Annotated in this window: 22 protein-coding genes and 1 riboswitch; of the genes, 9 read left to right on the plus strand and 13 right to left on the minus strand. The window is 72.7% G+C overall.

The genetic code is table 11. The annotated features are described in order from the left end of the window. The first annotated feature begins 87 nt into the window (after window positions 1-87). A complete protein-coding gene (locus HW566_RS07025; protein ID WP_178011558.1) occupies window positions 88-1,065 on the plus strand; it encodes a sugar-binding transcriptional regulator in 978 nt (325 codons plus the stop codon). A gap of 20 nt (window positions 1,066-1,085) precedes the next feature. Here the strand turns inward: HW566_RS07025 and HW566_RS07030 are convergent, their stop codons facing one another. From HW566_RS07030 to HW566_RS07040, 3 genes are all read right to left on the minus strand, one after another. Next, window positions 1,086-1,889: an energy-coupling factor transporter transmembrane component T family protein gene (locus HW566_RS07030; RefSeq protein ID WP_256728911.1), complete on the minus strand. Its 804-nt coding sequence runs from the start codon at window positions 1,887-1,889 to the stop codon at window positions 1,086-1,088. After that, on the minus strand, window positions 1,886-3,448 hold the full coding sequence (locus tag HW566_RS07035; RefSeq protein ID WP_256728912.1) for an ABC transporter ATP-binding protein: 1,563 nt from the start codon (window positions 3,446-3,448) through the stop codon (window positions 1,886-1,888). The genes HW566_RS07030 and HW566_RS07035 overlap by 4 nt, the downstream gene beginning before the upstream one ends. 2 nt (window positions 3,449-3,450) lie before the next feature. Continuing rightward, the gene (locus HW566_RS07040; RefSeq protein WP_178011561.1) at window positions 3,451-4,089 is read right to left on the minus strand and encodes an ECF transporter S component; all 639 of its coding nucleotides are present in this window, start codon (window positions 4,087-4,089) and stop codon (window positions 3,451-3,453) included. Beyond that, a riboswitch (TPP riboswitch) is annotated at window positions 4,082-4,191 on the minus strand. It overlaps the preceding gene by 8 nt. Before the next feature lie 36 nt (window positions 4,192-4,227). On the opposite strand from HW566_RS07040, the gene HW566_RS07045 reads away from it, so the two are divergent. Continuing rightward, window positions 4,228-5,634, plus strand: a complete 1,407-nt coding sequence (locus HW566_RS07045; protein ID WP_256728913.1) for a D-alanyl-D-alanine carboxypeptidase family protein — start codon at window positions 4,228-4,230, stop codon at window positions 5,632-5,634. Between the two features lie 6 nt (window positions 5,635-5,640). On the opposite strand, the gene HW566_RS07050 is transcribed toward HW566_RS07045, so the two are convergent. Together HW566_RS07050 and HW566_RS07055 are read right to left on the minus strand one after the other, a co-directional pair. Beyond that, on the minus strand, window positions 5,641-6,564 hold the full coding sequence (locus tag HW566_RS07050; RefSeq protein WP_178011564.1) for a nuclease-related domain-containing protein: 924 nt from the start codon (window positions 6,562-6,564) through the stop codon (window positions 5,641-5,643). A 100-nt stretch (window positions 6,565-6,664) separates the two neighbouring features. After that, window positions 6,665-7,735: an enoyl-CoA hydratase/isomerase family protein gene (locus HW566_RS07055; RefSeq protein WP_178011565.1), complete on the minus strand. Its 1,071-nt coding sequence runs from the start codon at window positions 7,733-7,735 to the stop codon at window positions 6,665-6,667. A gap of 121 nt (window positions 7,736-7,856) precedes the next feature. Here HW566_RS07055 and HW566_RS07060 point away from each other — a divergent pair, with 121 nt between their 5' ends. Together HW566_RS07060 and HW566_RS07065 are read left to right on the plus strand one after the other, a co-directional pair. Further along, the gene (locus HW566_RS07060) at window positions 7,857-8,816 is read left to right on the plus strand and encodes an ATP-binding cassette domain-containing protein (protein ID WP_178011566.1); all 960 of its coding nucleotides are present in this window, start codon (window positions 7,857-7,859) and stop codon (window positions 8,814-8,816) included. After that, the gene (locus HW566_RS07065) at window positions 8,813-9,631 is read left to right on the plus strand and encodes an ABC transporter permease subunit (protein ID WP_178011567.1); all 819 of its coding nucleotides are present in this window, start codon (window positions 8,813-8,815) and stop codon (window positions 9,629-9,631) included. Before HW566_RS07060 ends, HW566_RS07065 begins: the two co-directional genes overlap by 4 nt. Window positions 9,632-9,653: 22 nt before the next feature. Here the strand turns inward: HW566_RS07065 and HW566_RS07070 are convergent, their stop codons facing one another. The 6 genes from HW566_RS07070 to HW566_RS07095 all read right to left on the minus strand — a co-directional run bounded on the left by HW566_RS07070 (window position 9,654) and on the right by HW566_RS07095 (window position 13,643). Further along, complete coding sequence (locus HW566_RS07070; protein WP_178011568.1) at window positions 9,654-10,046, minus strand: hypothetical protein; 393 nt, start codon at window positions 10,044-10,046, stop codon at window positions 9,654-9,656. 76 nt (window positions 10,047-10,122) lie between these two features. After that, on the minus strand, window positions 10,123-10,923 hold the full coding sequence (locus HW566_RS07075; RefSeq protein WP_178011569.1) for a uroporphyrinogen-III synthase: 801 nt from the start codon (window positions 10,921-10,923) through the stop codon (window positions 10,123-10,125). 191 nt (window positions 10,924-11,114) lie between these two features. Next, the gene (locus tag HW566_RS07080; RefSeq protein WP_178011570.1) at window positions 11,115-11,381 is read right to left on the minus strand and encodes a hypothetical protein; all 267 of its coding nucleotides are present in this window, start codon (window positions 11,379-11,381) and stop codon (window positions 11,115-11,117) included. After that, window positions 11,371-11,781: a phage holin family protein gene (locus HW566_RS07085; protein WP_178011571.1), complete on the minus strand. Its 411-nt coding sequence runs from the start codon at window positions 11,779-11,781 to the stop codon at window positions 11,371-11,373. Before HW566_RS07085 ends, HW566_RS07080 begins: the two co-directional genes overlap by 11 nt. Before the next feature lies 1 nt (window position 11,782). Further along, complete coding sequence (locus HW566_RS07090; RefSeq protein ID WP_178011572.1) at window positions 11,783-12,142, minus strand: hypothetical protein; 360 nt, start codon at window positions 12,140-12,142, stop codon at window positions 11,783-11,785. Window positions 12,143-12,236: 94 nt separating this feature from the next. Then, window positions 12,237-13,643 (minus strand): protoporphyrinogen/coproporphyrinogen oxidase, encoded by a 1,407-nt coding sequence (locus HW566_RS07095; protein WP_178011574.1) that lies wholly within the window; start codon window positions 13,641-13,643, stop codon window positions 12,237-12,239. Between the two features lie 42 nt (window positions 13,644-13,685). On the opposite strand from HW566_RS07095, the gene HW566_RS07100 reads away from it, so the two are divergent. After that, entirely contained in the window at window positions 13,686-14,252 is a 567-nt protein-coding gene (locus HW566_RS07100; protein ID WP_178011576.1) for an HhH-GPD-type base excision DNA repair protein, read from the plus strand. Window positions 14,253-14,303: 51 nt separating this feature from the next. Here HW566_RS07100 and HW566_RS07105 read toward each other — a convergent pair whose 3' ends face one another. Continuing rightward, complete coding sequence (locus HW566_RS07105; RefSeq protein ID WP_178011578.1) at window positions 14,304-15,692, minus strand: glycine--tRNA ligase; 1,389 nt, start codon at window positions 15,690-15,692, stop codon at window positions 14,304-14,306. A gap of 141 nt (window positions 15,693-15,833) precedes the next feature. On the opposite strand from HW566_RS07105, the gene HW566_RS07110 reads away from it, so the two are divergent. Then, window positions 15,834-17,234 (plus strand): SPFH domain-containing protein, encoded by a 1,401-nt coding sequence (locus tag HW566_RS07110; RefSeq protein WP_178011579.1) that lies wholly within the window; start codon window positions 15,834-15,836, stop codon window positions 17,232-17,234. A 156-nt stretch (window positions 17,235-17,390) separates the two neighbouring features. Then, complete coding sequence (locus HW566_RS07115; RefSeq protein ID WP_178011581.1) at window positions 17,391-18,197, plus strand: SDR family oxidoreductase; 807 nt, start codon at window positions 17,391-17,393, stop codon at window positions 18,195-18,197. A gap of 3 nt (window positions 18,198-18,200) precedes the next feature. Here the strand turns inward: HW566_RS07115 and HW566_RS07120 are convergent, their stop codons facing one another. Further along, window positions 18,201-18,932 (minus strand): GNAT family N-acetyltransferase, encoded by a 732-nt coding sequence (locus tag HW566_RS07120; RefSeq protein ID WP_178011583.1) that lies wholly within the window; start codon window positions 18,930-18,932, stop codon window positions 18,201-18,203. Between the two features lie 78 nt (window positions 18,933-19,010). Between HW566_RS07120 and HW566_RS07125 the strand changes: the two genes are divergently transcribed. Beyond that, a complete protein-coding gene (locus HW566_RS07125; protein WP_178014766.1) occupies window positions 19,011-20,408 on the plus strand; it encodes an MFS transporter in 1,398 nt (465 codons plus the stop codon). Between the two features lie 20 nt (window positions 20,409-20,428). Then, on the plus strand, window positions 20,429-21,934 hold the full coding sequence (locus HW566_RS07130) for a peptide MFS transporter (RefSeq protein WP_178011585.1): 1,506 nt from the start codon (window positions 20,429-20,431) through the stop codon (window positions 21,932-21,934). The last annotated feature ends 4 nt before the right edge of the window (window positions 21,935-21,938 follow it).

Below are 21,938 nucleotides of genomic sequence, written 5' to 3' on the forward strand. Positions count from 1 at the left end.
CTGGGTGCCGCCGCACGGATGCGCAACGTGCGTGAACGAACGTGCAGGAACCTCGCGGCGGTGCACGAACGTGCAGGACGGAGAGCGATGAGCGGCGACACCGAGGCCGAGGCACGTACGCAGGATGCGCTGCGTGCCGCTCAGCTGTATTACGTGCAGGATCGCACGATGGACCAGATCGCCGCCGAGATGTCGCTGTCGCGCTCGTCGGTGTCGCGGCTGCTCGCGCATGCTCGCGACATCGGGCTCGTCGAGATCACCGTTCATTCGCCGCAGGAGGCGAACACGGTGGTCGCGCGCCGTCTCGCCGAGCGCTTCGGCATCTCGGTGCACGTCGTGAGCACGCCGCCGCGTGCGGCCGATGCCGAGCGTCTCGAACGCACGGCGCGCACTGCCGCGCACGTGCTCTCGTCGACGCTCGACCCGGACGCGAGCATCGGCATCGCGTGGGGGGCGACCGTCTCGGCGATCGCACGCCACCTTCCGACGAAGCGGCTGCACGATTCGCAGATCGTGCAGATGAACGGGGCGGCGAACGAGTCGACGTCGGGGATCTCGTACTCCGGCGCGATCCTCGAGCGCTTCGGTCAGGCCTTCGGCACCGATGTGCAGCAGTTCCCGGTGCCGGCGCTCTTCGACGACCCGCTGACCAAGCAGCTGCTGTGGCGCGAGCGCTCCATCCGCCGCGTGCTCGACGCCCAGTCGCGCGTGCAGGTCTTCGTGTTCGGACTCGGATCACCGCACGCCGACGTGCCCTCGCACGTGTACGCCGGCGGATACCTCACCGGAGAGGACCTGCGCGCCCTGCTGCGCGACGGCGTCGTCGGCGACTGCGCGACGGTCTTCTACCGCCTGGACGGTTCGGCGACCGGCATCGAGCTGAACGCACGGTCGAGCGGTCCCACCCTCGAGGCCATCCGCCGCATCCCTCGGCGGCTGTGCGCGGTGTCGAGCCTGTCGAAGATCGACGCGCTGCGCGGCGCGCTCGCGGCCGGCCTGATCACCGAGCTCGTCGTCGAGGAATCGGTCGCCCGGCGCGTGGTGGAGACCGCCGGCACCGCCTGACCGGCGAGGCGGGGCGCCGATCAGGCGGGGCCGAAGACGGGGTGGAAGGCACCGACGGCGACCGACACTCCGAGCGCGATCAGCGAGATCGCCAGTCCGGCCGTCATGAGGACCGCGTCGGCGGCGTCGAGGCGCGAGGGCCGCGCCCAGGTCCGCGGGGTGGGCGCGCCGAACGCTCGCGACTCCATGGCCGTGGCCAGCGACGACCCCCGCCGGATCGCCAGCACGAACAGCGCGAAGGCCATGCCCGCCGCCCGGCGCACGCGTCCGCTGTCGGCGACGCCGCGGGCTCGTCGCGCCAGGGCGAGCGAGCGCCAGTCCTCGGCCAGCAGCCCCAGCATCCGCATGCCGGCCAGCCCGCCCACGACGAAGCGCGCGGGCAGTCGCAGGATCTGGGCGAGGCCGTCGGCGAGATCGGTGGGGTCGACGGTGACGAACAGCACCACGGCCGGCAGCCCGATCGCGAGCACCCGGAGCCCCGCCGCCAGGCCGAGGGCGAGCGACCCCTCGCTGACGGTGACGAACAGCCAGGAGAACAGCACCGTGCCGCTCTGCTGGCCGTAGAGCGTGATCGTCGCCGCGGCCGCGGGCGCGGCGAGCCACAGCGGCAGGGTACGGAGCCAGAAGCGGCGCACCCCCACCCCCGCGGCGAGCAGCAGCGGGAGCTCGAGCGCGAGGGCGACGCCGGCCGACACCGGATCGATCGTCACGACCAGCGGCAGCGCGATGAGGAGCGCGGCGGCGAGTTTGGCGACCGGGTTCAGCGACGCGACGCCGCGACCGCGGCGCAGGGACGGCTCGGCGGACGGTGCGACAGCGCTCACCGTCGCACTCCCCGGAGACCACCGGGCGCCGTGGGGGTGCGCAGCTCGAATCGGCGGGCCGCGAGGGCGTCGAGGACCGCGGCGTCGTGCGTGATGGCCGCGATCGCGAGCGGGCCGCGGTCGTCGACACCGTCGCGCAGCGCCGCGATGATCGCGACCAGCTCGGCCCACGTGCGCGCATCCTGGCCGAAGGTCGGCTCATCGAGGACCATCACACGGGGCCGCGCGGCCAGGACCGCGGCGACGGTCAGGCGGCGCTTCTCGCCTCCCGAGAGCGTGTACGGATTCGCCGCGGCGAGCCGGTCCAGCCGCAGCCGGCCCAGGAGGTCGTCGACACGGGCGGCGATCTCGGGCTCGGGCAGACCGAGAGCGCGGGGACCGACCTCGAGCTCGTGCCGCACCGTGGTGCGGAGGATCTGATGTTCGGGCTCCTGCAGCACAGCCCCGATCCGGGTCAGCAGCGCTGTCGAGGTCCACGCGGCCGGATCGGCGCGGTCGGCCGCGCCGGCACGGCGCCGTCCCCGCCCCCGTCCCCACCGCGAGCCCGCGATGGCGGCGCCGGCGGCGAGCTCGGGCGCGGCCGTGACCGTGCCCGCCCGGGCCGGGAGCAGCCCGGCGAGCGTCAACCCGAGCGTGGACTTGCCCGCGCCGTTCGGACCGACCACGCCCAGCACCTCGCCGGCGCGGACCTCGAGGTCGATCGGCCCCGCGGCCGGTCGGTCCCGACCGACGACGAGCGCCTCGGTCCGCACCAGCGCCGCACCCGGCGTGGCGACCGGGGGCGCCGGGAACGGTGGCCGGATCCCGGGCACCCACACCCCCGCCGCCGCCAACTCCGGTCCGCGCGCCTCGAGCACGGCGGCGGGAGTGCCGTCGGCGACGACCCCGCCTCCCTCGCCGAGGACGACGACCCGGTCCACGAGCGGTAGCCAGGCGCCGATCCGGTGCTCGATCACCACGAGCGTGGCGCCGGTGGCATCCAGCACGCGCGCCACGGCGTCGCGCACCTCGGTCACGCCGCGGGGGTCGAGGTTGGCGGTCGGCTCGTCCAGCAGCAGCGCCCCCGGACGCATGGCCACGACTCCGGCGAGCGCGAGCCGCTGCTTCTGGCCGCCCGAGAGCGCCGAGGTCCCGCGATCGAGCGCGACCTCGAGTCCGACCGCGTCGAGCGCCTCACGCACGCGCGGCCAGATGTCGTCGCGCGGGACGCCCAGATTCTCGCACCCGAACGCGACGTCATCACCGACCCGGGCGAGGATGGTCTGGCTGTCGGGATCCTGCAGGACGAGCCCGGTGCGCCCCCGCGCCGCCGCGGCCGGCCGGCCGTCGATGTGCAGCGTGCCGAGCTGCTCGCCCTCGTCCGCTCCGCCGAGCACGCCGGCCAGCCCCTGCAGAAGCGTCGACTTGCCCGAGCCTGAGGCGCCGAGCAGGAGCACCCGTTCGCCGGCCTCGATGCGGAACGTCGTGTCGCGGACCGCCCAGGCCCGGCGGGTCGCATAGCGCCATCCCCAGTCGCGCGCCTCGAGGACGGCCGGCCGCGACGCCCCCGGTCCGGTCACCGTCAGACGCGCGTGGTCGCTTCGCGCCCCGCGGCGAATCGACCGAGCGCTCCGGTGCGGGCGAGGGCGCGGGTGATGAGCCAGGCACCGAGGCCCGCGACGACGGCACCCGAGACGGTCGTCGAGGCGATGTAGACCGAGGTGAAGAGCGTGTCGGCACCGGGGTACCACAGCACGCGGTCGTTGATGCCGCAGGCGAGCCCGGCCCCGGCGCCGGCGAGCACGGCGACGGGCAGGCGCCACGACGCGTAGAGGAAGAGGAGGAAGACGAGCTCGGCGCCCAGGCCCTGCACGATGCCCGAGACGATCGTCAGCGGCCCCCACTGGTTGCCGACGAGCGCGGAGATCACCGCGGCGAGCAGCTCGGTGTAGATGGCCGCTCCCGGCTTGCGGATGATGAGCGCACCGAGAACGCCCGCGATGAGCCACGGGCCGGCGAGCAGGCCCTGCACCCCGGGCAGCAGCGGGGTGAGCAGCGACGAGGGCGCCTCGTAGCCCACGTTCCACAGCAGGAACACCGCGGCGCAGGCCACGCCGATCACGCTCGCGATGACGATGTCGACCACCCGCCAGCGGAAGCGGCCCGTGGTGGCGGGGCGGTGGCCGGTGGGCCCGGTCGTCGTGGACGCAGCAGCGTTCATGTTCTCTCCTCCCTGCGCCGGCATGATCCGGATCAGGTTCGACGGTCGAAGCGTGGGTCGCTTCCTCTCAGCCCGGCTCACCGGACTCCCGTGGTTGTGGATGAAGTATACGTCGCGACGGGGAGGTACGTTGGGCGGGTGAGTTCTCCCGACGCGCCCGCGGCCACGCGGCGTGCGTCACGCGAGCGCAGCACCACGCCCGCCCGCACCGCGCTCGCATGGGTCGACGACGAGGATGTCGCGGGGCGCAGCCCTCGCCGCGAGCTCGCCGCGTCGGCGGGTCCGTACGCGCTGGCGCACGCCGATCTGCTGGTCGAGCGGCCCCGCCGCTCGCCGGTGCGGGCGAGCACCGCGCTGCCGGTCGCGGCTGTGGCGACCCTCGTGGCCGGCGGGTACGCCGCCGCGACCCTGCTGTGGCCGCTGCACGCCGTCGCTCCCGACGTGCTGCCGGCCATGGTCGCGGCTCCCGCCGCGGTCGCGGCCGCACCCGCCTGGCCGGCGGAGGGTGCCGGCGCCACCGCCGTCGACGGGCTGGGCGCCACGGTGTCCACCGGTGACGACGCCGCGTCGATCGCGAGCATCACCAAGCTGGTCACCGCCCTGGTGGTCCTCGACCAGATGCCTCTCGGCGCCGGCGAGCAGGGCCCGGCTTTCGCCTTCACCGCCGCGGATCGCCGCGAGTACCGCTCGTACCTCGCCGACGACCAGTCGGCTCTCGACGTCCCCGTGGGGGGCACGCTCACGCAGTACCAGCTGCTGCAGGGCGTGCTCATCGGGTCGGCCAACAACTACGCCGACCGGCTCGTGTCCGAGCTGTGGCCGAACGAGGACGTCTACGCCGACGCGGCCGGCGCCTGGCTGCGGGAGCACGGGCTCGCCGGCGTGACGGTCGTCGACTCGAGCGGCATCGATCCCGGCAATCTCGCCGACCCGGCATCCGTCGTCGCCCTCGGCCGCGTGGCGATGGGGCACCCGGTGATCGCCGAGATCGTCGCGCAGCGGTCGGTCGAGCTCCCCGGGGCGGGCCTCGTCGAGAACACCAATCGGCTGCTCGCCGATCCCGCTGTCGTCGGGGTCAAGACCGGCAGCCTGTTCGGTTCGTTCAACCTCGTCGCCGCCCAGGATGCCGTGTTCGACGGAACGCCCGTGCGCGCCTACGCCGTCGTGCTCGGGCAGCCCGACGACGACACCCGGCACGCGGCCACGGCGGCCCTGCTCGAGCGGACGCTGGCCGAGGTCGCCGCCTCGCCGACGCTCGCCGCGGGCACGCTGGCGGGGACGGCGACGACGTCGTGGGGGGCCACGGCCGACATCGTGACCGAGGCCGACGTGCGCGTCGCCCTCTGGAACGGCGACGGCGCGCAGGCCGCCGCGGCGTTCGACCTCGGCGACGACCGGACCGCCGGTGATTCCGTGGGCGAGCTGACCCTGTCGGGCCCCCTGGGAACGGCCACGACACCGCTCACCCTCGCCGGCGACCTCCCCGACCCCGACGGGTGGTGGCGTCTGAGCCACCCCCTCGAGCTCTGGGGACTCATCGACTGAGCGGAATCAGACGAACCGGACCGTCTGCTGCAGCCGGGTACGCACGTCGAAGAGCTCGTTGCCGCCGATCTCGCGTGCTCCCGCCACGCCGCGCCGGAGCACGGTCGACAGCGCAGAGCGCCCCACGACGGCCACGACGAGGCCGCGCACGCGACCGAGCTCCTCGATGGCCTGAGCGACGTCGTCGTCGGGCAGCACGACGATCGCACCGCTGAACTTCACCCGCGCCGCCCGGCCGAGGGCACGCGCCCGCTGCACGAGGGTCGCGACCGGGGCGTCCACGCCCTCGCCGACGAGGTCGCCGCGACGCATGCGCACGGGCGTGCCGAAGTCCTCCGACAGCACGGCGTACAGGCCCGACGGTCCGAGCACGACGTGGTCGAGCTTGACCTCCGGATCGCGCGGGTCGGCGGCGACGTCGTGCCACACGGTGTAACCCATCCCCAGCTCGGCCACTACGCGGGCGGTGGCCTCCTCGGCCAGCGCGTCGGCGAGCAGGCGCCGGATCTCGTGGGGAGCCGTGCGCACCAGCGCCGGGTCGTACGGATCCTCCAGCGGCGCACCGCGGCCGACCCACTCGCGCACCAGGGTCAGGTAGCGCTCGCGGCGCCAGCCGCCGGGCTGGCCGAACGAACGGGCGCGGGGCCGGGTGTCGGCCGGACGCTGCGCGGGACGCCACGTCGGGGCATCCGGCGAGAACGACGGAGCGTCCCCGAACCCGTGACCGCGGTCGTACGAGGCCCGGGCGGCCGCCGTGCCCACCAGGTCCCAGGCCCGCTGCACCTGGACGAACTGCACGGCGTCGCCGCCGGTGTCGGGGTGGGTCTGTCGCAGGCGCAGCCGGTAGGCGCGTCGCAGCTCGTCGTCGTCGACGTCGTGGGCGACCCCGAGCACGTCGTACGCCGACGCGGACAGCGGGCTGTCGAACACGGAACCTCCCTCGCGCCGCACGCGCTCGCTCGGATACGGGCGCACAGCATCCCGAGACTATTACGTCCCGTCGGCACGCAGCCCGACCGGCCGCGGGGACTCAGTCAGTCCATAGGGCGAGGTCGGGCTCGAACGCGAACGCCCGCTCGACGGTGTCGGCGGGCAGGTCGGCCCGGGATGCGGGCGACCAGCGCGGCGCGCCGTCCTTGTCGACCAGGCGCGCCCGGATCCCCTCGACGAGGTCGGGCTGCGTGGTGGCGAACCACATCACCAGCCGGTACTCCTGCGCGAGGACGGCGCGCAGGTCGGCCAGGCTGCGCGCCGAGCGGACGGCGGCCAGGGTGACGGCGAGCGCGGTCGGCGGCAGCGCGTCGAGCGCCCGTGCGGTCTCGTGCGCCGCCTCCTCGGGCCGCGAGCGCAGCCGCTCGAGGATCTCGTCGACGGTCGCCGCCGAGAACGCGTCGTCGATCCAGGGACGCGCGGCCTGCAGCGCCGACGGGCCCGCCGTCTCGTCGAACAGCAGCACGAGCTCCGTCGCGGTGTGCGGGTCGGCGCGCGAGACCAGCGCATCGCGGAGGTCGTCCAGGCGCTCGGCGGGGACGAGGTGGTCGGCGAAGCCCGCGTACACCGCGTCCGCGGCATCCATCGACTCGCCCGTCAGCGCGAGATACTCGCCGACGCGCCCGGGGGCGCGGGCCAGGAGCAGGCTCCCGCCGACGTCGGGGGTGAATCCGATGCGCACCTCGGGCATCGCCAGGCGCGACCGCTCGGTCGCCACCCGCACGGCGGCGTGGCCGGCCAGCCCGATCCCGCCGCCCATCGTGACCCCGTCCGCGAAGACGATGACGGGCTTGGGGTACGAGCCGATGCGGGCGTTGAGGGCGTACTCGGCCCGGAAGAACTCCGCGGCCGCCCGGACGTCGCCGGCGACGACCTGGTCGTGGAGCCCGCGGACATCCCCGCCCGCGCACAGCCCGCGATCGCCCGCGCCGTCCAGCAGCACGGCGTCGACGCCCGGATCGTGCTCCCACGCGTCCAGCGCCGCGGCGAGGGCTCTGACCATGCCGAGATCCAGCGCATTGATGGCGCGGGGCCGGTCGAGCGTCAGGTGCCCGACCGCGCGATCGACGCGGACTCGGACGTGCGGATCGGATGCGGCGAGGGCGGTCACGATCGTCACGCTACCGCCGGCGAACGCCCGGCCCGAAACGGGCGACCGGGCACCGCGGTTCGCGATCGGCACGACGGGTCGGGCAGGATGGGGCGTATACCATCCGGCCAGAGGGGGTGCGATGACAAGCGGACAGGTCGTGGAATTCTCCGAGGTGACCAAGCGATTCGGCCCCGTGTCGGCCGTCGACGCATTGACGGGCCGCGTCGAACCGGGCACCGTCACCGGCTTCCTCGGCCCCAACGGCGCGGGCAAGACCACGACGCTGCGGATCCTGCTCGGGCTCGTCTCGGCCACCTCCGGCTCGGCGACCATCGGCGGGCAGCGGTATCGCGAACTCCGACACCCGCTGCAGACCGTCGGCGCCGTGCTCGAGGCCTCGAGCTTCCACCCCGGGCGATCTGCCGCGGCGCACCTGCGGGTGTACGCCCACGCCGCCGGCATCCGGACCTCGCGCGTCGATGAGACTCTCGGCCTGGTCGGTCTCGGTGACGTGGCGGGCCGCAAGGTCGGCGGGTTCTCGCTCGGGATGCGCCAGCGCCTCGGGCTGGCCTACGCCCTGCTCGGCGACCCCGGGGTGCTCGTCCTGGACGAGCCCACGAACGGGCTCGACCCCGAGGGCATCCGCTGGATCCGCCGTTTCCTGCGCGATCTCGCCCAGGAGGGGCGCACCGTGCTCGTCTCGTCGCACCTCCTCGCCGAGGTGCAGCAATCGGTGGACGCGCTCATGATCATCACGCGCGGACGGCTCGTCTACCAGGGCGGCATCGACACGGTCGTTCCCCCCGACGAGATCGCGACCGTCGTCGACGCCGACGACCGGTCCGCCCTGCGCGCCGCCCTCGCCGCGGCCGGCTACCAGACCGACGAGCGCCGCACCGGGCTGGCCGTCCGCGGCGCGGACGCCGCGACCGTCGGGCGCATCGCCGCCGCGTCCGGGATCGCGCTGACCGCACTGCAGCGGAAGGGACCGGCATTCGAGGAGGTCTTCCTCGAACTGGTCAGCGGGACGCGGGTGCACCCGTCCGCCACCGCCACTCCCCCTTCTGCGGACACCCGCGCCGAGGAGGCGGAGTCGTGAGCCTGCTGAACGCGACCCGGTCCGAGCTGACGAAGCAGTTCTCGACCTCGGTGTGGTGGATCCTGCTCATCGTGCTCGTGCTGTACATCGGCGGCACGGCCGGCGGCATGGGGGCCCTCCTCGCGGCCGGCGAGTCCGGCGCGCTCGCGGGGGCGAACCTGCCGGCCGGGCTGGGCGAGCGCGTCCCCAGCCTCATCTACGGCCTCGCGACGGCGATGGGGTACGTCTTCCCGCTCGTGGTCGGGTCGCTGCTGGTGACCGGCGAGTACCGCCACAAGACCCTCACCCCGACCTTCCTGGCCACCCCGCGCCGCGGTGTCGCGCTGACGGCGAAGATGCTCGCCGGGGTCGTGATGGGCCTGGTGTTCGGTCTCGCCGCGGTCGGATCCTCCGTCGCCGCCGGCGGCGGGATGCTGGCCGTGTTCGGCGTCGACCCCCAGTTCGGGCGCGCCGAGACGTGGGCATTCATCGCCCGTATGGTCCTCGCGCTCGTCCTGTGGGTGCTCGTGGGTATCGCGCTCGGCACGCTGATCCGCAATCAGATCGCCGCGGTCGTCGGCATCCTCGCGTTCACGCAGTTCGTCGAGCCGATCGCGCGCGTCGGCGCCGGGCTCGTCGATGGACTGGCCGACGTGGTGCGCTTCCTCCCCGGCGCCGCCTCCGACGCCCTCGCCGGAGACAGCATCTACGCCGTCATGGGCGGCGGACCCGCGCAGCCGCTGGAGTGGTGGGCCGGCGGCCTCGTGCTCGCCGGGTACGCCCTCGTCTTCGCCGTCGTCGGCTACGTCGTCTCGTGGCGACGAGACGTCGTCTGACGCGTCGTCGTGCGACCGCTCGTCAGCCGGTGACGAGATCGGCGACGTCAGCCGGCTCGTCCTCGACGTCCAGTCGCAGCGCGCGCACGAGCGCGAGTCCGTGACGGGTGGTCAGCACCATCCGCTGGAACTCCGCATCACCGTCCAGGTCGATCACGACCGACGGGCGGCGGCGGCGCACCAGCACGAAGTCCACTCCGCCGGCCGACTCGAACGAGCCGGAGGCGATGACCGAGGGCACCAGCAGGCCCGGGCGGGGTACGCCGCGCAACCACGACCACGCGTCGTCGGTGAGCTGCACCTTCGTGATGTGCTCGCGGGCGACCGCGACATTCCGCTTGCGGAATGTCGCGGCACGCTCGGTCGCCGAGAGGACGACTTCGAGCTGCGCCGAATCGAGCAGCAGGGTCACCATGCTCCCAGTCTGCCAGGCCGCTCGCCCGCGGATGCTCACAGACCGGCAACGATCGCGGCGTTCCCTTCGGGGCGGATCAGGATGCCGCGCCGTCGGCAGCCGGGGTCGGCTGGCGCCCGATCACCTCGATCAGCGAGGGGATGGTGGTCTCGGCGGCGACGACGTCGACGGCGAGCCCCAGTTTGCGGGCGTCGCGGGCCGTGCGCGGGCCGATCGCGGCCACGAGCGTCGTCTCAGGCAGGTCGGGGAACTGCTCGCTGACCTGCTCGGCGACGGATCCGCTGGTGACGAGCACCGCGTTGATGCGCCCGCTCGCCACGTCGGCGGCGATGCGCTCGGTGACCGGAACCCCGACGGTGCGGTAGGCGACGACGCTGCGCACCTCGTGCCCGGCCTCGATCAGCATGCGGGTGAGAACCGGCTTGGCCACTTCGCTCCGCAGGGCGAGCACGCGGGTCGGCGCGGACTCGATCGCGATGATCTGCTCGGCCAAGCCGGCGGCGGAGTCGTCCTCCTCGGGCACGAGGTCGACGCGGTACCCCATCGCCGTCAGCGCGGCGGCGGTCGTCTCGCCCACGGCGGCGACGCGCGTGTGGGCGGGGATCTCGGCACGGTAGGCGTAGAGGACGTCGACCGTCGTCGCGCTCGTCAGGGTGATCCAGTCGAACGCCCCCGCGGCCAGATCGGCCAGCGCCGCGTCGAGCTCGGCGACCTCGGTGGTGGGGGCGAAGTTCACCAGCGGTGCGATGACGGGCGTGGCACCGTGCGACCGCAGCAGGGCGGCCACCTGGTCTCCCCAGGGCCCGCCGCGAGGCACGAGCACCCGCCAGCCGCGCAGCGGCTTCTGCGACTCTGCGATATGGGACTCGGGATCCATTTCGTGGCTCTCATGAGGCGACGCCGCTCTCAGGAGAGCGGCCGACGCGCGATCATGCACCCGGGCGATGCATCCCGGATACGCAACATCGGCAGCACCCGCTCCATCGCCGCTGCCTCGTTTCCGAGCATACCCCCGTGTCCACGGAGGCACGCTCGCGCGCGCGTATCGATCGGGTCTCGGCGACAGGGTCAGCGGGCGATGAGCCGCGCGATCCCCCAGACCACGGCGCCGACGGTGACGGCGACCGCGACGGCCGCCGCGGCGGCGCCGGCCGGATTGTCGCGCGCGTAGGCCTGCGCCTCACGCGTCGCCCGATCGGTCGCGACGATGGCCCGCTTGGGGAGATTGGCCTTGTGCTCGATCGCCGCGAGGGCGGCCTTGAGCTCGGCTCGCGCCTTCTCGACGGGGTCGCTGATGCCGAGGGGCACCGCTGTGTTGGGAAGATCAGAACTCATCGGCCACTTCCTTCACGATCTTGGCGTCGGCGGAGACCGCCTGCGCGGGGTTCTGGCGCGAGCTGAGGCGCTTGAAGCGCATCAGCCCGAGCAGCGCGAACACGATGGCGATGACGAGCAGGATGCCGATCACGATGAGCGACGAGGCCCAGGCCGGCAGCCACGACGACAGTCCGATGATGGCGAAGGCGCCGATCGCGGGGATCGTCCAGAAGAGGAAGAACAGCGCGACGATGAACCAGACGCCGCCCATGCCGGCATCCTTGCCCGTCTTCTTCGCCCATGCCTTGGCCGAGTCGATCTCGGCCACGACCAGGTTGCGGACGAGCTCGGGGATCTCGCCGATGAGGGTGAGCAGGCTGTCGTCGGCGCGATCGCGGAATCCGCGGGGCGTGCTCATCTCAGCTGTCCGCCACGGCGCTCGCGTCGGCGACCTTGCGGGCGTCGCGCTCGGCGGCCTTGCGGACATCGCTCGCGGCCTTCTCCCCCTGGGCGAGGGTGGCGTCGAGCTTCTCGCCCGGCGACCCCTTCTTGCCCGCCGCCTTGACGACCTTCTTCGCGCTGTCCCAGACGACGCTCGGGACGGCGAGAGCGGCCGACTTGCCGAGCTCGGTGACCTTCGCGACCTGCTTCTGCACCGGCTCGAGCTCCCAGACCTGCTGAGCCTTGTCTTTGATCTGCTCGTATCGCTGACGCCCGGCGCGTGCCCCGAGCACGTAGCCCGCGGCGAGTCCGACGGCGATGCCAATCTTGCCCCTCATGGGGTCTCCTCACGTTCGACGTTGCTGCGTCGTCCCAGGCTATCGCCGTATGCCGTGCCGGGTATCCACTCCCGAAACCTCCCGGACCCCGCTATCATGCCGGATCGACCCCGCGCCAGAGCACGGCATGGCGCGCCGCGTCGGCCTCGGCGACGGCATCGGCCGCGACGCGGTCGAGGCTGTTGCCCGACAGCCAGCCGCCTACGACGGCCAGCCCCGGCACGGCTCGCGCGCGCTCTCGGATGGCGGCGACGGCGTCGGCGTGGCCGAGGAGCGACCCCGGCGCCGCGCGCGAATACGTGACCCGCGCGGCCGAGCGGACGGCGGCGGCCTCGATGCCGACACCGAGCAGGTCGGATGCCGCCTCCCGAGCCGCCGCCACGACGGTGGCATCGGACGCGTCGGTCCACGGGAGCGTGACGCGCAGGATGTGCTCATCGTCCGGCAGCGCCGCCTCCAGCCACTCCCACGTCTGCGAGACCGGCCGGACCGAGGCCGGCCGGGCACCGCCGCCGATCACGAGCGAGCCGCGGTCGGGCAGCGACACGCCGCCCACGCGCAGCATCACCACATCGAGGGGCTCCGGCCGCGGTTCGGCGCTCGGCGGCAGCTCGACGTGCGGCGACAGCAGGCGCCGCGCGGCATCCTCGTCGACGGCGAGCACCAGCAGATCGGCGGTGACGGACGGGGCTGCGGGATCGTCGCCCGCGGGCGTCTCGACGAGCCACGCGGCGCCGTCCCGGCGGAGCGCTGCCACCGGGGTGCCGGTGCGGATCTCGACGTCGAAGTCCTCGAGCCGTGCGGCCAGCGCGTCGACCAGCCGGAACAGACCGCCCCGCGGCGCGAGCCGTTCGCTGCTGCTCGCGCGGAGAGTCTGGGCGACGGCACCGCTGAGCGAGCCGGTGCGTGTCAGCGCGGGGTTGAGCCCGGGCGCGGCGACATCGACGTCGATGAACTCGGGGGCGACGCCGTGCACCGACAGCGCGTAGGGCGCCACCAGCCGGTCTCGGACACGCTCCCCCATGCGCGACGCGACGAGCTCACCGAGACTGCGCCGACGCCCGACCGTCAGCGGCGGGCGGAGGCGGTCGAGGTAGGCGCGCCACGCGCCGCGGGTCTCGATGTGCCGGCGCACGTCGTGCGCCCACGGGTTGGCGGGGATGCCGAACACCGTCTCGGCCGGTGCCGGCGCGGCGCCGTGCGGACCTGCGGCGAGCCAGAGCGCGTCGTTCCGCGCGGTCACCGCGTCGCCGGCCAACCCGACCTCGTCGACCAGGCGCGCGATGGTCTTCGCCGACGACGGGTAGCCGTCGGCGGCGGCATCCACGTCGAGATCGCCGAGCGTCACGCGGTCGAGCGATCCGCCGAGGTGCTCCTCGGCCTCGAAGAGCGTCACGCGCAGTCCCAGGCGGGCGCATTCGAGGGCCGCCACGATGCCCGCCATACCGCCGCCCACCACGACGACCCGGGTGTCGCGGGCGTGGCTCACCAGATCCGTCATGCTCCCATCCTGCCGCCTCGTCGCCGGTGAGAGCATGGATGCATGAGCCTGCACATCACCGATGACGCCGCCGCCGACGAACTGCTGACCGAGAACCCCCTCGCCCTGCTGATCGGGATGCTGCTGGACCAGCAGATCGCCATGGAGACCGCGTTCACGGGGCCGCTGAAGATCCGCGAGCGCGCGGGCTCGGTCGACGCGTCCGCGATCGCGGGCTACGACCCCGAGGAGTTCGTGGAGCTGTTCCGCCGCACCCCGGCTGTCCATCGCTTCCCCGGGTCGATGGCGGGGCGGGTGCAGACCCTCTGCCAGACCATCGTCGACGACTGGGGCGGCGACGCGTCGGCGATCTGGACCTCGGGAGACCCCGACGGCGCGACGGTCCTGAAGCGCCTGAAGGCGCTGCCGGGCTTCGGCGAGCAGAAGGCGAAGATCTTCCTCGCCCTGCTCGGCAAGCAGTACGGCTTCACCGGCGACGGGTGGCGCGAGGCGGCCGGCTCCTACGGCGACGAGGGGTCGTTCCGCTCGGTCGCCGACATCGTCTCGCCCGAGTCGCTGACCAAGGTGCGCGAGCACAAGCGGGCCGCCAAGGCCGCCGCGAAGTCCTAGCCCGCGCCCGCGCGCCCGACCGCGCGGCATCCGCTCGGTCGTCGGGCGGGGTCAGGCGCCGCGCAGGCGCTCGGCCAGGTAGCCCTCGAGGGCGTCGAGCGCGATGCGCTCCTGCGCCATCGTGTCGCGATCACGCACAGTGACGGCGCGGTCATCGAGCGAGTCGAAGTCGACGGTGACGCAGAACGGCGTGCCGACCTCGTCCTGTCGGCGGTAGCGGCGACCGATCGCACCCGCGTCGTCGAAGTCGATGTTCCAGCCGCGGCCGCGGAGCGTGTCGGCGACCTCGCGGGCCAGCGGCGACAGGCGCTCGTTGCGACTCAGCGGCAGCACGGCGACCTTCACGGGAGCCAGGCGCGGGTCCAGGCGCAGCACGGTACGGGTGTCGACGCCGCCCTTCGCGTTGGGCACCTGCTCCTCGTCGTACGCGTCCACGAGGAACGCCATCATGGCGCGGGTCAGGCCGAACGAGGGCTCGATGACGTACGGGGTGTACTTCTCGCCGGATGCCTGATCGAAGTAGGTCAGCGACTGACCGGATGCCTCGGAGTGGCTGCCCAGGTCGTAGTCGGTGCGGTTCGCCACGCCCATGAGCTCACCCCACTCCTTGCCCGGGAACCCGAAGCGGTACTCGACGTCGATCGTGCCGGCGGAGTAGTGCGCCCGGTCGTCCTCGGGCACGTCGAACCGGCGCATGTTGTCGGCGTCGATGCCGAGCTCGATGAACCAGTCCCAGCAGGCCTCGACCCAGTGCTCGAACCACTCCTGCGCCTCGGCGGGCGGGGTGAAGAACTCGATCTCCATCTGCTCGAACTCGCGCGTGCGGAAGATGAAGTTCCCGGGCGTGATCTCGTTGCGGAACGCCTTGCCCACCTGGCCGATGCCGAACGGCGGCTTCTTGCGGCTCGCGGTGAGGACGTTCGAGAAGTTCACGAAGATGCCCTGGGCCGTCTCGGGGCGCAGGAAGTACAGGCCCGACTCGTCGTCGACGACGCCGAGGTAGGTCTTCACGAGGCCCGAGAACGACTTGGGCTCGGTGTACTGCCCCTTCGTGCCGCAGTTCGGGCACGGCACGTCGCCGAGACCGTTCTCGGCCGTGCGGCCCTTGCGCGCCTCGAAGTCTTCGATGAGGGTGTCCTCGCGGAACCGCTTGTGGCACTGCAGGCACTCGACGAGCGGGTCGGTGAACGTCGCGACGTGGCCCGAGGCCTCCCACACGCGCTTGGGCAGGATGATCGAGGAGTCCAGGCCCACCATGTCGCCGCGGCCGCGCACGAAGGTCTGCCACCACTGCCGCCGGATGTTCTCCTTCAGCTCCGTGCCGAGGGGGCCGTAATCCCACGCGGAGCGCGAACCGCCGTAGATCTCGCCCGCCTGGAAGACGAACCCGCGATGGCGGGCGAGGGCGATGACTTTGTCGAGACGGGACTGCTCGGCCACAGGTGGCTCCAAATGGTCGTTGGGGATGGGCGCCGATCGGCGCGGGATGCCGCAGGCGACGGCATCCCGATTCTAGTCGCGCCCCGTGGGCCGACCCCGATACGGTCGAGGGACACATCGTTACGCACGGGAAAGGTCAGCATGGAAGCTCTATTCGCCGGAGGCGCGCTCGTGATCGGTGGAATCGCCGTCGTGGCGGTCATCATCGTCGTCATCTTCCTGCTGGTCATGGTGCGGGCCTGGTACAAGGTGGCCAAGGCCGACCAGGCGCTGGTCGTCGTCGGACGCAATCAGAAGAACGCGGCGGGCGACTCGTCGCGGATCTCGATCATCACCGGCGGCGGCGCCCTGGTGAACCCGCTCACGCAGCGGGCCGAGATGATCTCGCTGCGGGCGCGTCAGATCAAGATGGAGCCGACCGCGCAGGCGTCCAACGGCGTCACGGTGATCGTGGCCGGCGTCGCGCTGGTCAAGATCGGCTCCGACCCCGAGTTCGTCCGTCGCGCGGCCGAGCGCTTCCTCTCGCAGGACGGCGCGATCGAGCAGTTCACCACCGAGCAGCTCGAGGGTGCGCTCCGCGGCGTCGTGGCGACGCTGACCGTCGAGCAGCTGATGAAGGACCGGCAGAAGCTGTCGGACCAGATCGCCGAGGGCATCAAGAGCGACCTGCTCGCACAGGGCCTGATCCTGGACTCGTTCCAGATCCAGGGCATCACCGACAAGAACGGCTACATCGACGCCCTCGGCGCGACCGAGGTCGAGCGCGTCCGCCGCGAGGCCGACGTCGCCCGCATCAACGCCGCCCGCGAGGTCCGCGCACGCCAGCTCGCGACCGACGAGGCCAACCTGATCGAGCAGACGGCCTACGACAAGAACTCCGCCGCCGCATCCGCGGAGGTCGGTCGCGCCCGCGCCGAGGCCGAGCAGGCCGAGGCCCTCGCCCGTGCGCAGCGCGAACAGGACGTGCTGCTCCAGGGTGCCGAGAACCGGCAGGCCCAGCTCGACGCCGACGTCAAGAAGGTCGCCGACGCGTCGCTCTACGAGCGCCAGCGCAAGGCCGACGCCGACGCCTACGCCGAGGTCAAGGCGGCCGAGGCGCGCGCCCAGATCGCCGCCCAGGAGGCCGAGGCCACGCGCCTGCGCGCCCAGGCCGAGGCCGATGCCGTGCGTCTGGCCGGTGAGGCCCGCGCCGAGGCCATCAAGGCCGAGGCCGCCGCGATCGCGCAGAACCAGGAGGCGCTGCTGGCCCAGCGCGCCGTCGAGGCCCTCGTGCCGCTGATGACCGAGTTCGCCCGCGGCTTCGACAAGGTCGGTTCGATCACGGTGCTCGGCGGCGACGGCGCATCGAGCCACATCGCCTCGGAGAGCGCGTCGAGCATGCGGGCCACCTTCGACGCCGTGCAGGCGACGACGGGCATCGACCTGCGACAGATCATCCAGGGCCAGGCCACCGGCCGCGGCGTCGCACAGGGTCTGCGGGCCGACGACGCAGCCGGCGCCCCGGCTCCGGCTGCGGCTCCGGACGGCGCTGCCACGGAGTAACCAGCTCCTCACGATCGACGACGCCCCGCCTCACCTCCCGCGTGATGGCGGGGCGTCGCCGTGTGCGGGCTTCTGGATCCGAGGAGTTGGAGCGGGCCTCCGCGAGGGATTGTCAACCGGGTGCGTCGGACGGGCCCGGGTTCGTAGCGTCGGGGCATGACGTTCACTCCCCGCCGTGCCATCGTGACCGCATCCGACTCCGGGATCGGCCGCGCCACCGCCATCGCCCTCGCCGACGCCGGACTGGACGTCGGCGTCACGTGGCATTCCGACGAAGAAGGGGCCAACGAGACGGCCGAAGCCGTTCGCGCCCGCGGGCGCACGGCCGTCGTCGCGCAGTTCGATGCGACGGAGTTCGAGAAGGTGCCGGGTGTGATCGAGCACCTCGCGTCCGAGCTCGGCGGACTCGACGTCTTCGTCAACAACGCCGGCGGCGGCACCGGCGGGCCCGTGCTCGACCTCGACCTCGACGGCTGGCGCACGGTCGTCGCCCTCAACCTCGACGGGGCGTTCCTCGGTATGCAGACGGCGGCGAAGCTCATGGCGGATGCCGGTGACGGCGGCCGGATCATCGCCGTCACGAGCGTGCACGGCTCGCAGCCCCGGGTCGGCTCGGCGGCCTACGTCGCCTCGAAGCACGGGCTCGAGGGCCTCGTGAAGACCATGGCCCAGGAGCTCGGTCCGCGCGAGATCACGGTCAACTCCGTCGCGCCCGGCGAGATCGCCACGCCGATCAACGACATGGAGGGCGACGAGGCCGAGAAGACCCACCGCCCCGGCATCCCGATCCCCCGCCCCGGAAAGCCCGAGGAGATCGCGTCGGTCGTGGCGTTCCTGGCCTCGCCGGCCTCCTCGTACGTCACCGGCGCGACCTGGGTGGTCGACGGCGGGATGCTGCAGATGGGGCCGCAGGCGGGTTCGCACCTGGAGTCCGACGCCTGGCGCGACGCCGGCTCGGAGTAGACCTCAGGGGCGGACGAGCAGGTAGCCGCGCTCGTCGTCGAAGCCGCCGACCGTCAGCCCGGCGCCGAGATGCTCGAGGAACTCGCGGCGCACCTGCTCGCGCCAGGCATCGGCCTCGGCGGGCGACGAGGTGCGCAGAGCGTGGACGTCGGCGGGGACGGCGATCGTCGCGACGATCCGGTCGTCGGCGGGCCGCTGCTGCGGCGGCGCGGCCAGCGGCCACGTCACCATCAGACGGTCGGTGACCTCGCCGCGGTTGAGCCCGTCGTCCATCTGCCCGTACTGGTCGACGAGGTAGTCGCTGATGCGGGCGCCGAGCACCTGCAGGTTGAAGTGGGCGTTGCGGGCGAACAGCGGATCGAACGTCCAGGTGATGGTGCCCACGTCGCGGGCGAACGCCCACGCCCGCTGGTGCTGCTTGAGCACCCGTCCGAGGCCCTGATGCTGGTACTGGGGCAGCACGCCCGTGACGTGGGAGTGCATCGAGCGCGCGCCGGGCTCGGCGAAGAACGCCACCGAGGCCCCCACCACGCGGTCGCCGTCGTAGAGGCCGACGACGTAGTTGCCGGCGTACGCGAGCGCGCGCATGAGGTTGGTGGGCACGGAATCACGGTCGCCGCCCCACACCTCGCGCAGCACCGCGGCGCCGGCGAAGATGTCGGCGACGGTCTCGAGGGGGCGGATGTCGATCCCCGCGGGCACATCGGCTTCGATCGGTGGAACGCTCTCGCTCATGAGCCCACCCTACGCCGCCGCCGATAGCCTCGAAGGATGGCACCGGGCGCGCACGACGATCGACGACGGCTCTCGCGCATGCCCCGGCAGGGTGCGATCGTCGCCGTGCTGGCCGTCGCCGGCCTGGCGTCGTCCTTCATGTTCACGCTGGTCGTCCCGATCCAGTCGAAGCTGCCCGAACTGCTGAACGCCAGCCGCGAAGATACCGCGTGGGTGGTCACCGCGACCCTCCTGGCCGCGGCCGTGTTCACGCCGATCGCCGGGCGCCTGGGCGACATGTACGGCAAGCGCCGCATCGTGCTCGTACTCCTCGGTCTCCTCGTCCTCGGCTCGGTCGTGGCCGCCGTCTCGACCGGCATCGTCGGCGTGATCGTGGGACGCGCCCTGCAGGGCGCGGTTACGGGCGTCGTTCCACTGGGCATCTCGATCCTGCGCGACGTGCTGCACGAGGACCGCGTGGATGCCGCGATCGCACTGATGTCGGCCACGCTCGGGGTCGGCGGCGCGGTGGGCATGCCGGTGAGCGCCCTCATCACCGAGACGAGCGACTGGCACGTGCTGTTCTGGATGTCGGCGGGCCTGGGCGTCGTCGTCTTCGTGCTGGTGGTTCTCATCGTGCCGCCGAGCGTGCTGCGCACCCCCGGCCGATTCGACGTCGTGGGGGCGGTGGGTCTGGCGATCGGTCTGACCGGCGCCCTCCTGGCGGTCTCCCGCGGCAACGAGTGGGGCTGGACCTCACCCGCCACCCTCGCGTGCGGCGTGGGCGGCATCGCGGTCCTGCTGGTGTGGGGCTGGTTCGAACTGCGCATCACCGACCCGCTGCTCGACCTCCGGGTCGCCGCACGACCGGCCGTCCTGCTGACGAACCTGGCATCCGTGGCGATCGGGTTCTCGCTGTTCGCCTCGAACGTGTCGTACCCGCAGATGCTCGAGCTGCCGGTCTCGACCGGCGGGTTCGGGCTGACGTTGCTGCAGGCGAGCCTCATCATCATGCCCGCGGGCCTGGTGATGATGGTGCTCTCGCCGTTCTCGGGCCGGCTGGCCCGCTCGGTCGGCCCGAGACTGCTGCTGGTCCTCGGCGCGATCGCGCTGATCCTCGCCTACGGGTTCTCGCTGCTGTGGGCCTCGGAGGTCTGGCACCTGCTCGTGGCGAACCTGCTGATCGGGGTGGGCATCGGGTTCGGCTACGCCGGGATGCCCATGCTGATCATGCGGTCGGTCCCGCCCACCGAGACCGGAGCATCGAACGGGCTGAACGCGCTGTTCCGGTCGCTCGGAACGAGCACCGCGGCCGCACTCGTCGGTGCGGTCCTCGCGACGTTCTCGGTCGAGCGCGGCGGCGTCGCGGTGCCGACCCCGACCGCGTTCCAGGTGTCGTTCGGGCTCGGCCTCGGCGCCGCGGTCATCGCCCTCGCCGTCGCGGTGTGCATACCGGGGCGACGGGATCCGCACGAGATCCACCCGTCCTTGCCCTGAGCGGCGTAACGTCGGCGTCCATGAGCCACGAGGACGCAGCCTCCACCGCATCCCACCCCGGTCCGGCCCGCGCCGCTGGGCCCGAGGCCCCGACCGACACCCGGTTCTTCGGGCAGCCCTGGGCCCTCACCCACATCTTCGGCGTCGAGCTGTGGGAGCGCTTCAGCTTCTACGGCATGCAGATCGTCCTGGTCTACTACCTGTACTTCTCCGTCTCCGACGGTGGAGCCGGGATGCCGCAGGCGACGGCCGTCGGGATCGTCGGCGCATACGGCGGCGCGGTCTACCTCTCGACGATCCTCGGCGCCTGGGTCGCCGACCGCCTGCTCGGCTCGGAGCGCGTGCTCTTCTTCAGCGCCATCGTCATCGTCGCGGGCCACGTCGCCCTCGCCGTGCTGCCGGGCCTGCTGTCGGTCGGCGTGGGCCTGGTGCTGGTGGCCCTCGGCTCGGGCGGTCTGAAGGCCAACGCCACCGCGGTCGTCGGCACGCTGTACTCCGAGCACGACCCGCGCCGCGACGCCGGCTTCTCGTTGTTCTACCTCGGCATCAACCTCGGCGCCTTCGCAGGCCCGCTGCTCACCGGGTTCCTGCGCACGAGCCTCGGGTTCCACTGGGCCTTCGGCGCGGCGGCCGTCGGCATGGCGCTCGGTCTGCTGCAGTACTCGCTCGGCCGGCGCTCGCTGCCCGACGCGGCCCGGCGGGTGCCCAACCCGCTGCCGCGATCACGGTACCCGCTGATGATCGGCATCGGGCTGGGCGCGGTCGCCGCGGTCGCGCTCCTGGTCGCGATCGGGGTCATCCGGGCGGACAACCTCTCGCTCGTCGTGGTCGTGGTGGTCGTCGCCGCGGCGGTCGCCTACTTCGCCGTCATCCTGGCGAGCGGTCGCATCACCTCGACCGAGCGCTCACGCGTGCTCGGCTTCATCCCGCTGTTCATCGCGAGCGTGGCGTTCTGGTCGCTGTACCAGCAGCAGTTCACCGTCATCCCCATCTACGCCGAGAAGCGCCTCGACCTCGACATCTTCGGCTGGCAGATGCCGCCGGACTGGGTGCAGTCGATCAACCCCGTGTTCATCATCATCCTGTCGGGGGTGTTCGCTGCGGTGTGGACGCGTCTCGGGGCGCGGCAGCCGTCGACGCCGGTCAAGTTCGCCGCCGGCGTGGCGATCATGGGGCTGGCCTTCCTGCTGTTCCTGCCTTTCGCCGGCGGTGGGGCGATGTCGACGCCGCTGCTGGCGATCGTCGGCATCCTGTTCGTGTTCACCGTCGCCGAGCTGCTCATCTCGCCCGTGGGGCTGTCGGCGGCGACGAAGCTCGCCCCGGCGGTGTTCCAGACGCAGATGGTCGCGCTGTTCTTCCTCTCGGTGTCGCTCGGAACCGCGATCTCCGGGGTGCTGGCCCGTTTCTACGACCCCGAGAACGAGGTGCCCTACTTCTCGATCCTGGGCGCCATCGCTATCGTGCTCGGGATCGCGCTCGCGGTGGGACGGCGACCCGTGCTGGCGCTCATGCGCGACGTCCGCTGAGGGC

The sequence above is a fragment of the Microbacterium oleivorans genome (assembly GCF_013389665.1).
GTDB lineage: Bacteria > Actinomycetota > Actinomycetes > Actinomycetales > Microbacteriaceae > Microbacterium > Microbacterium oleivorans_C.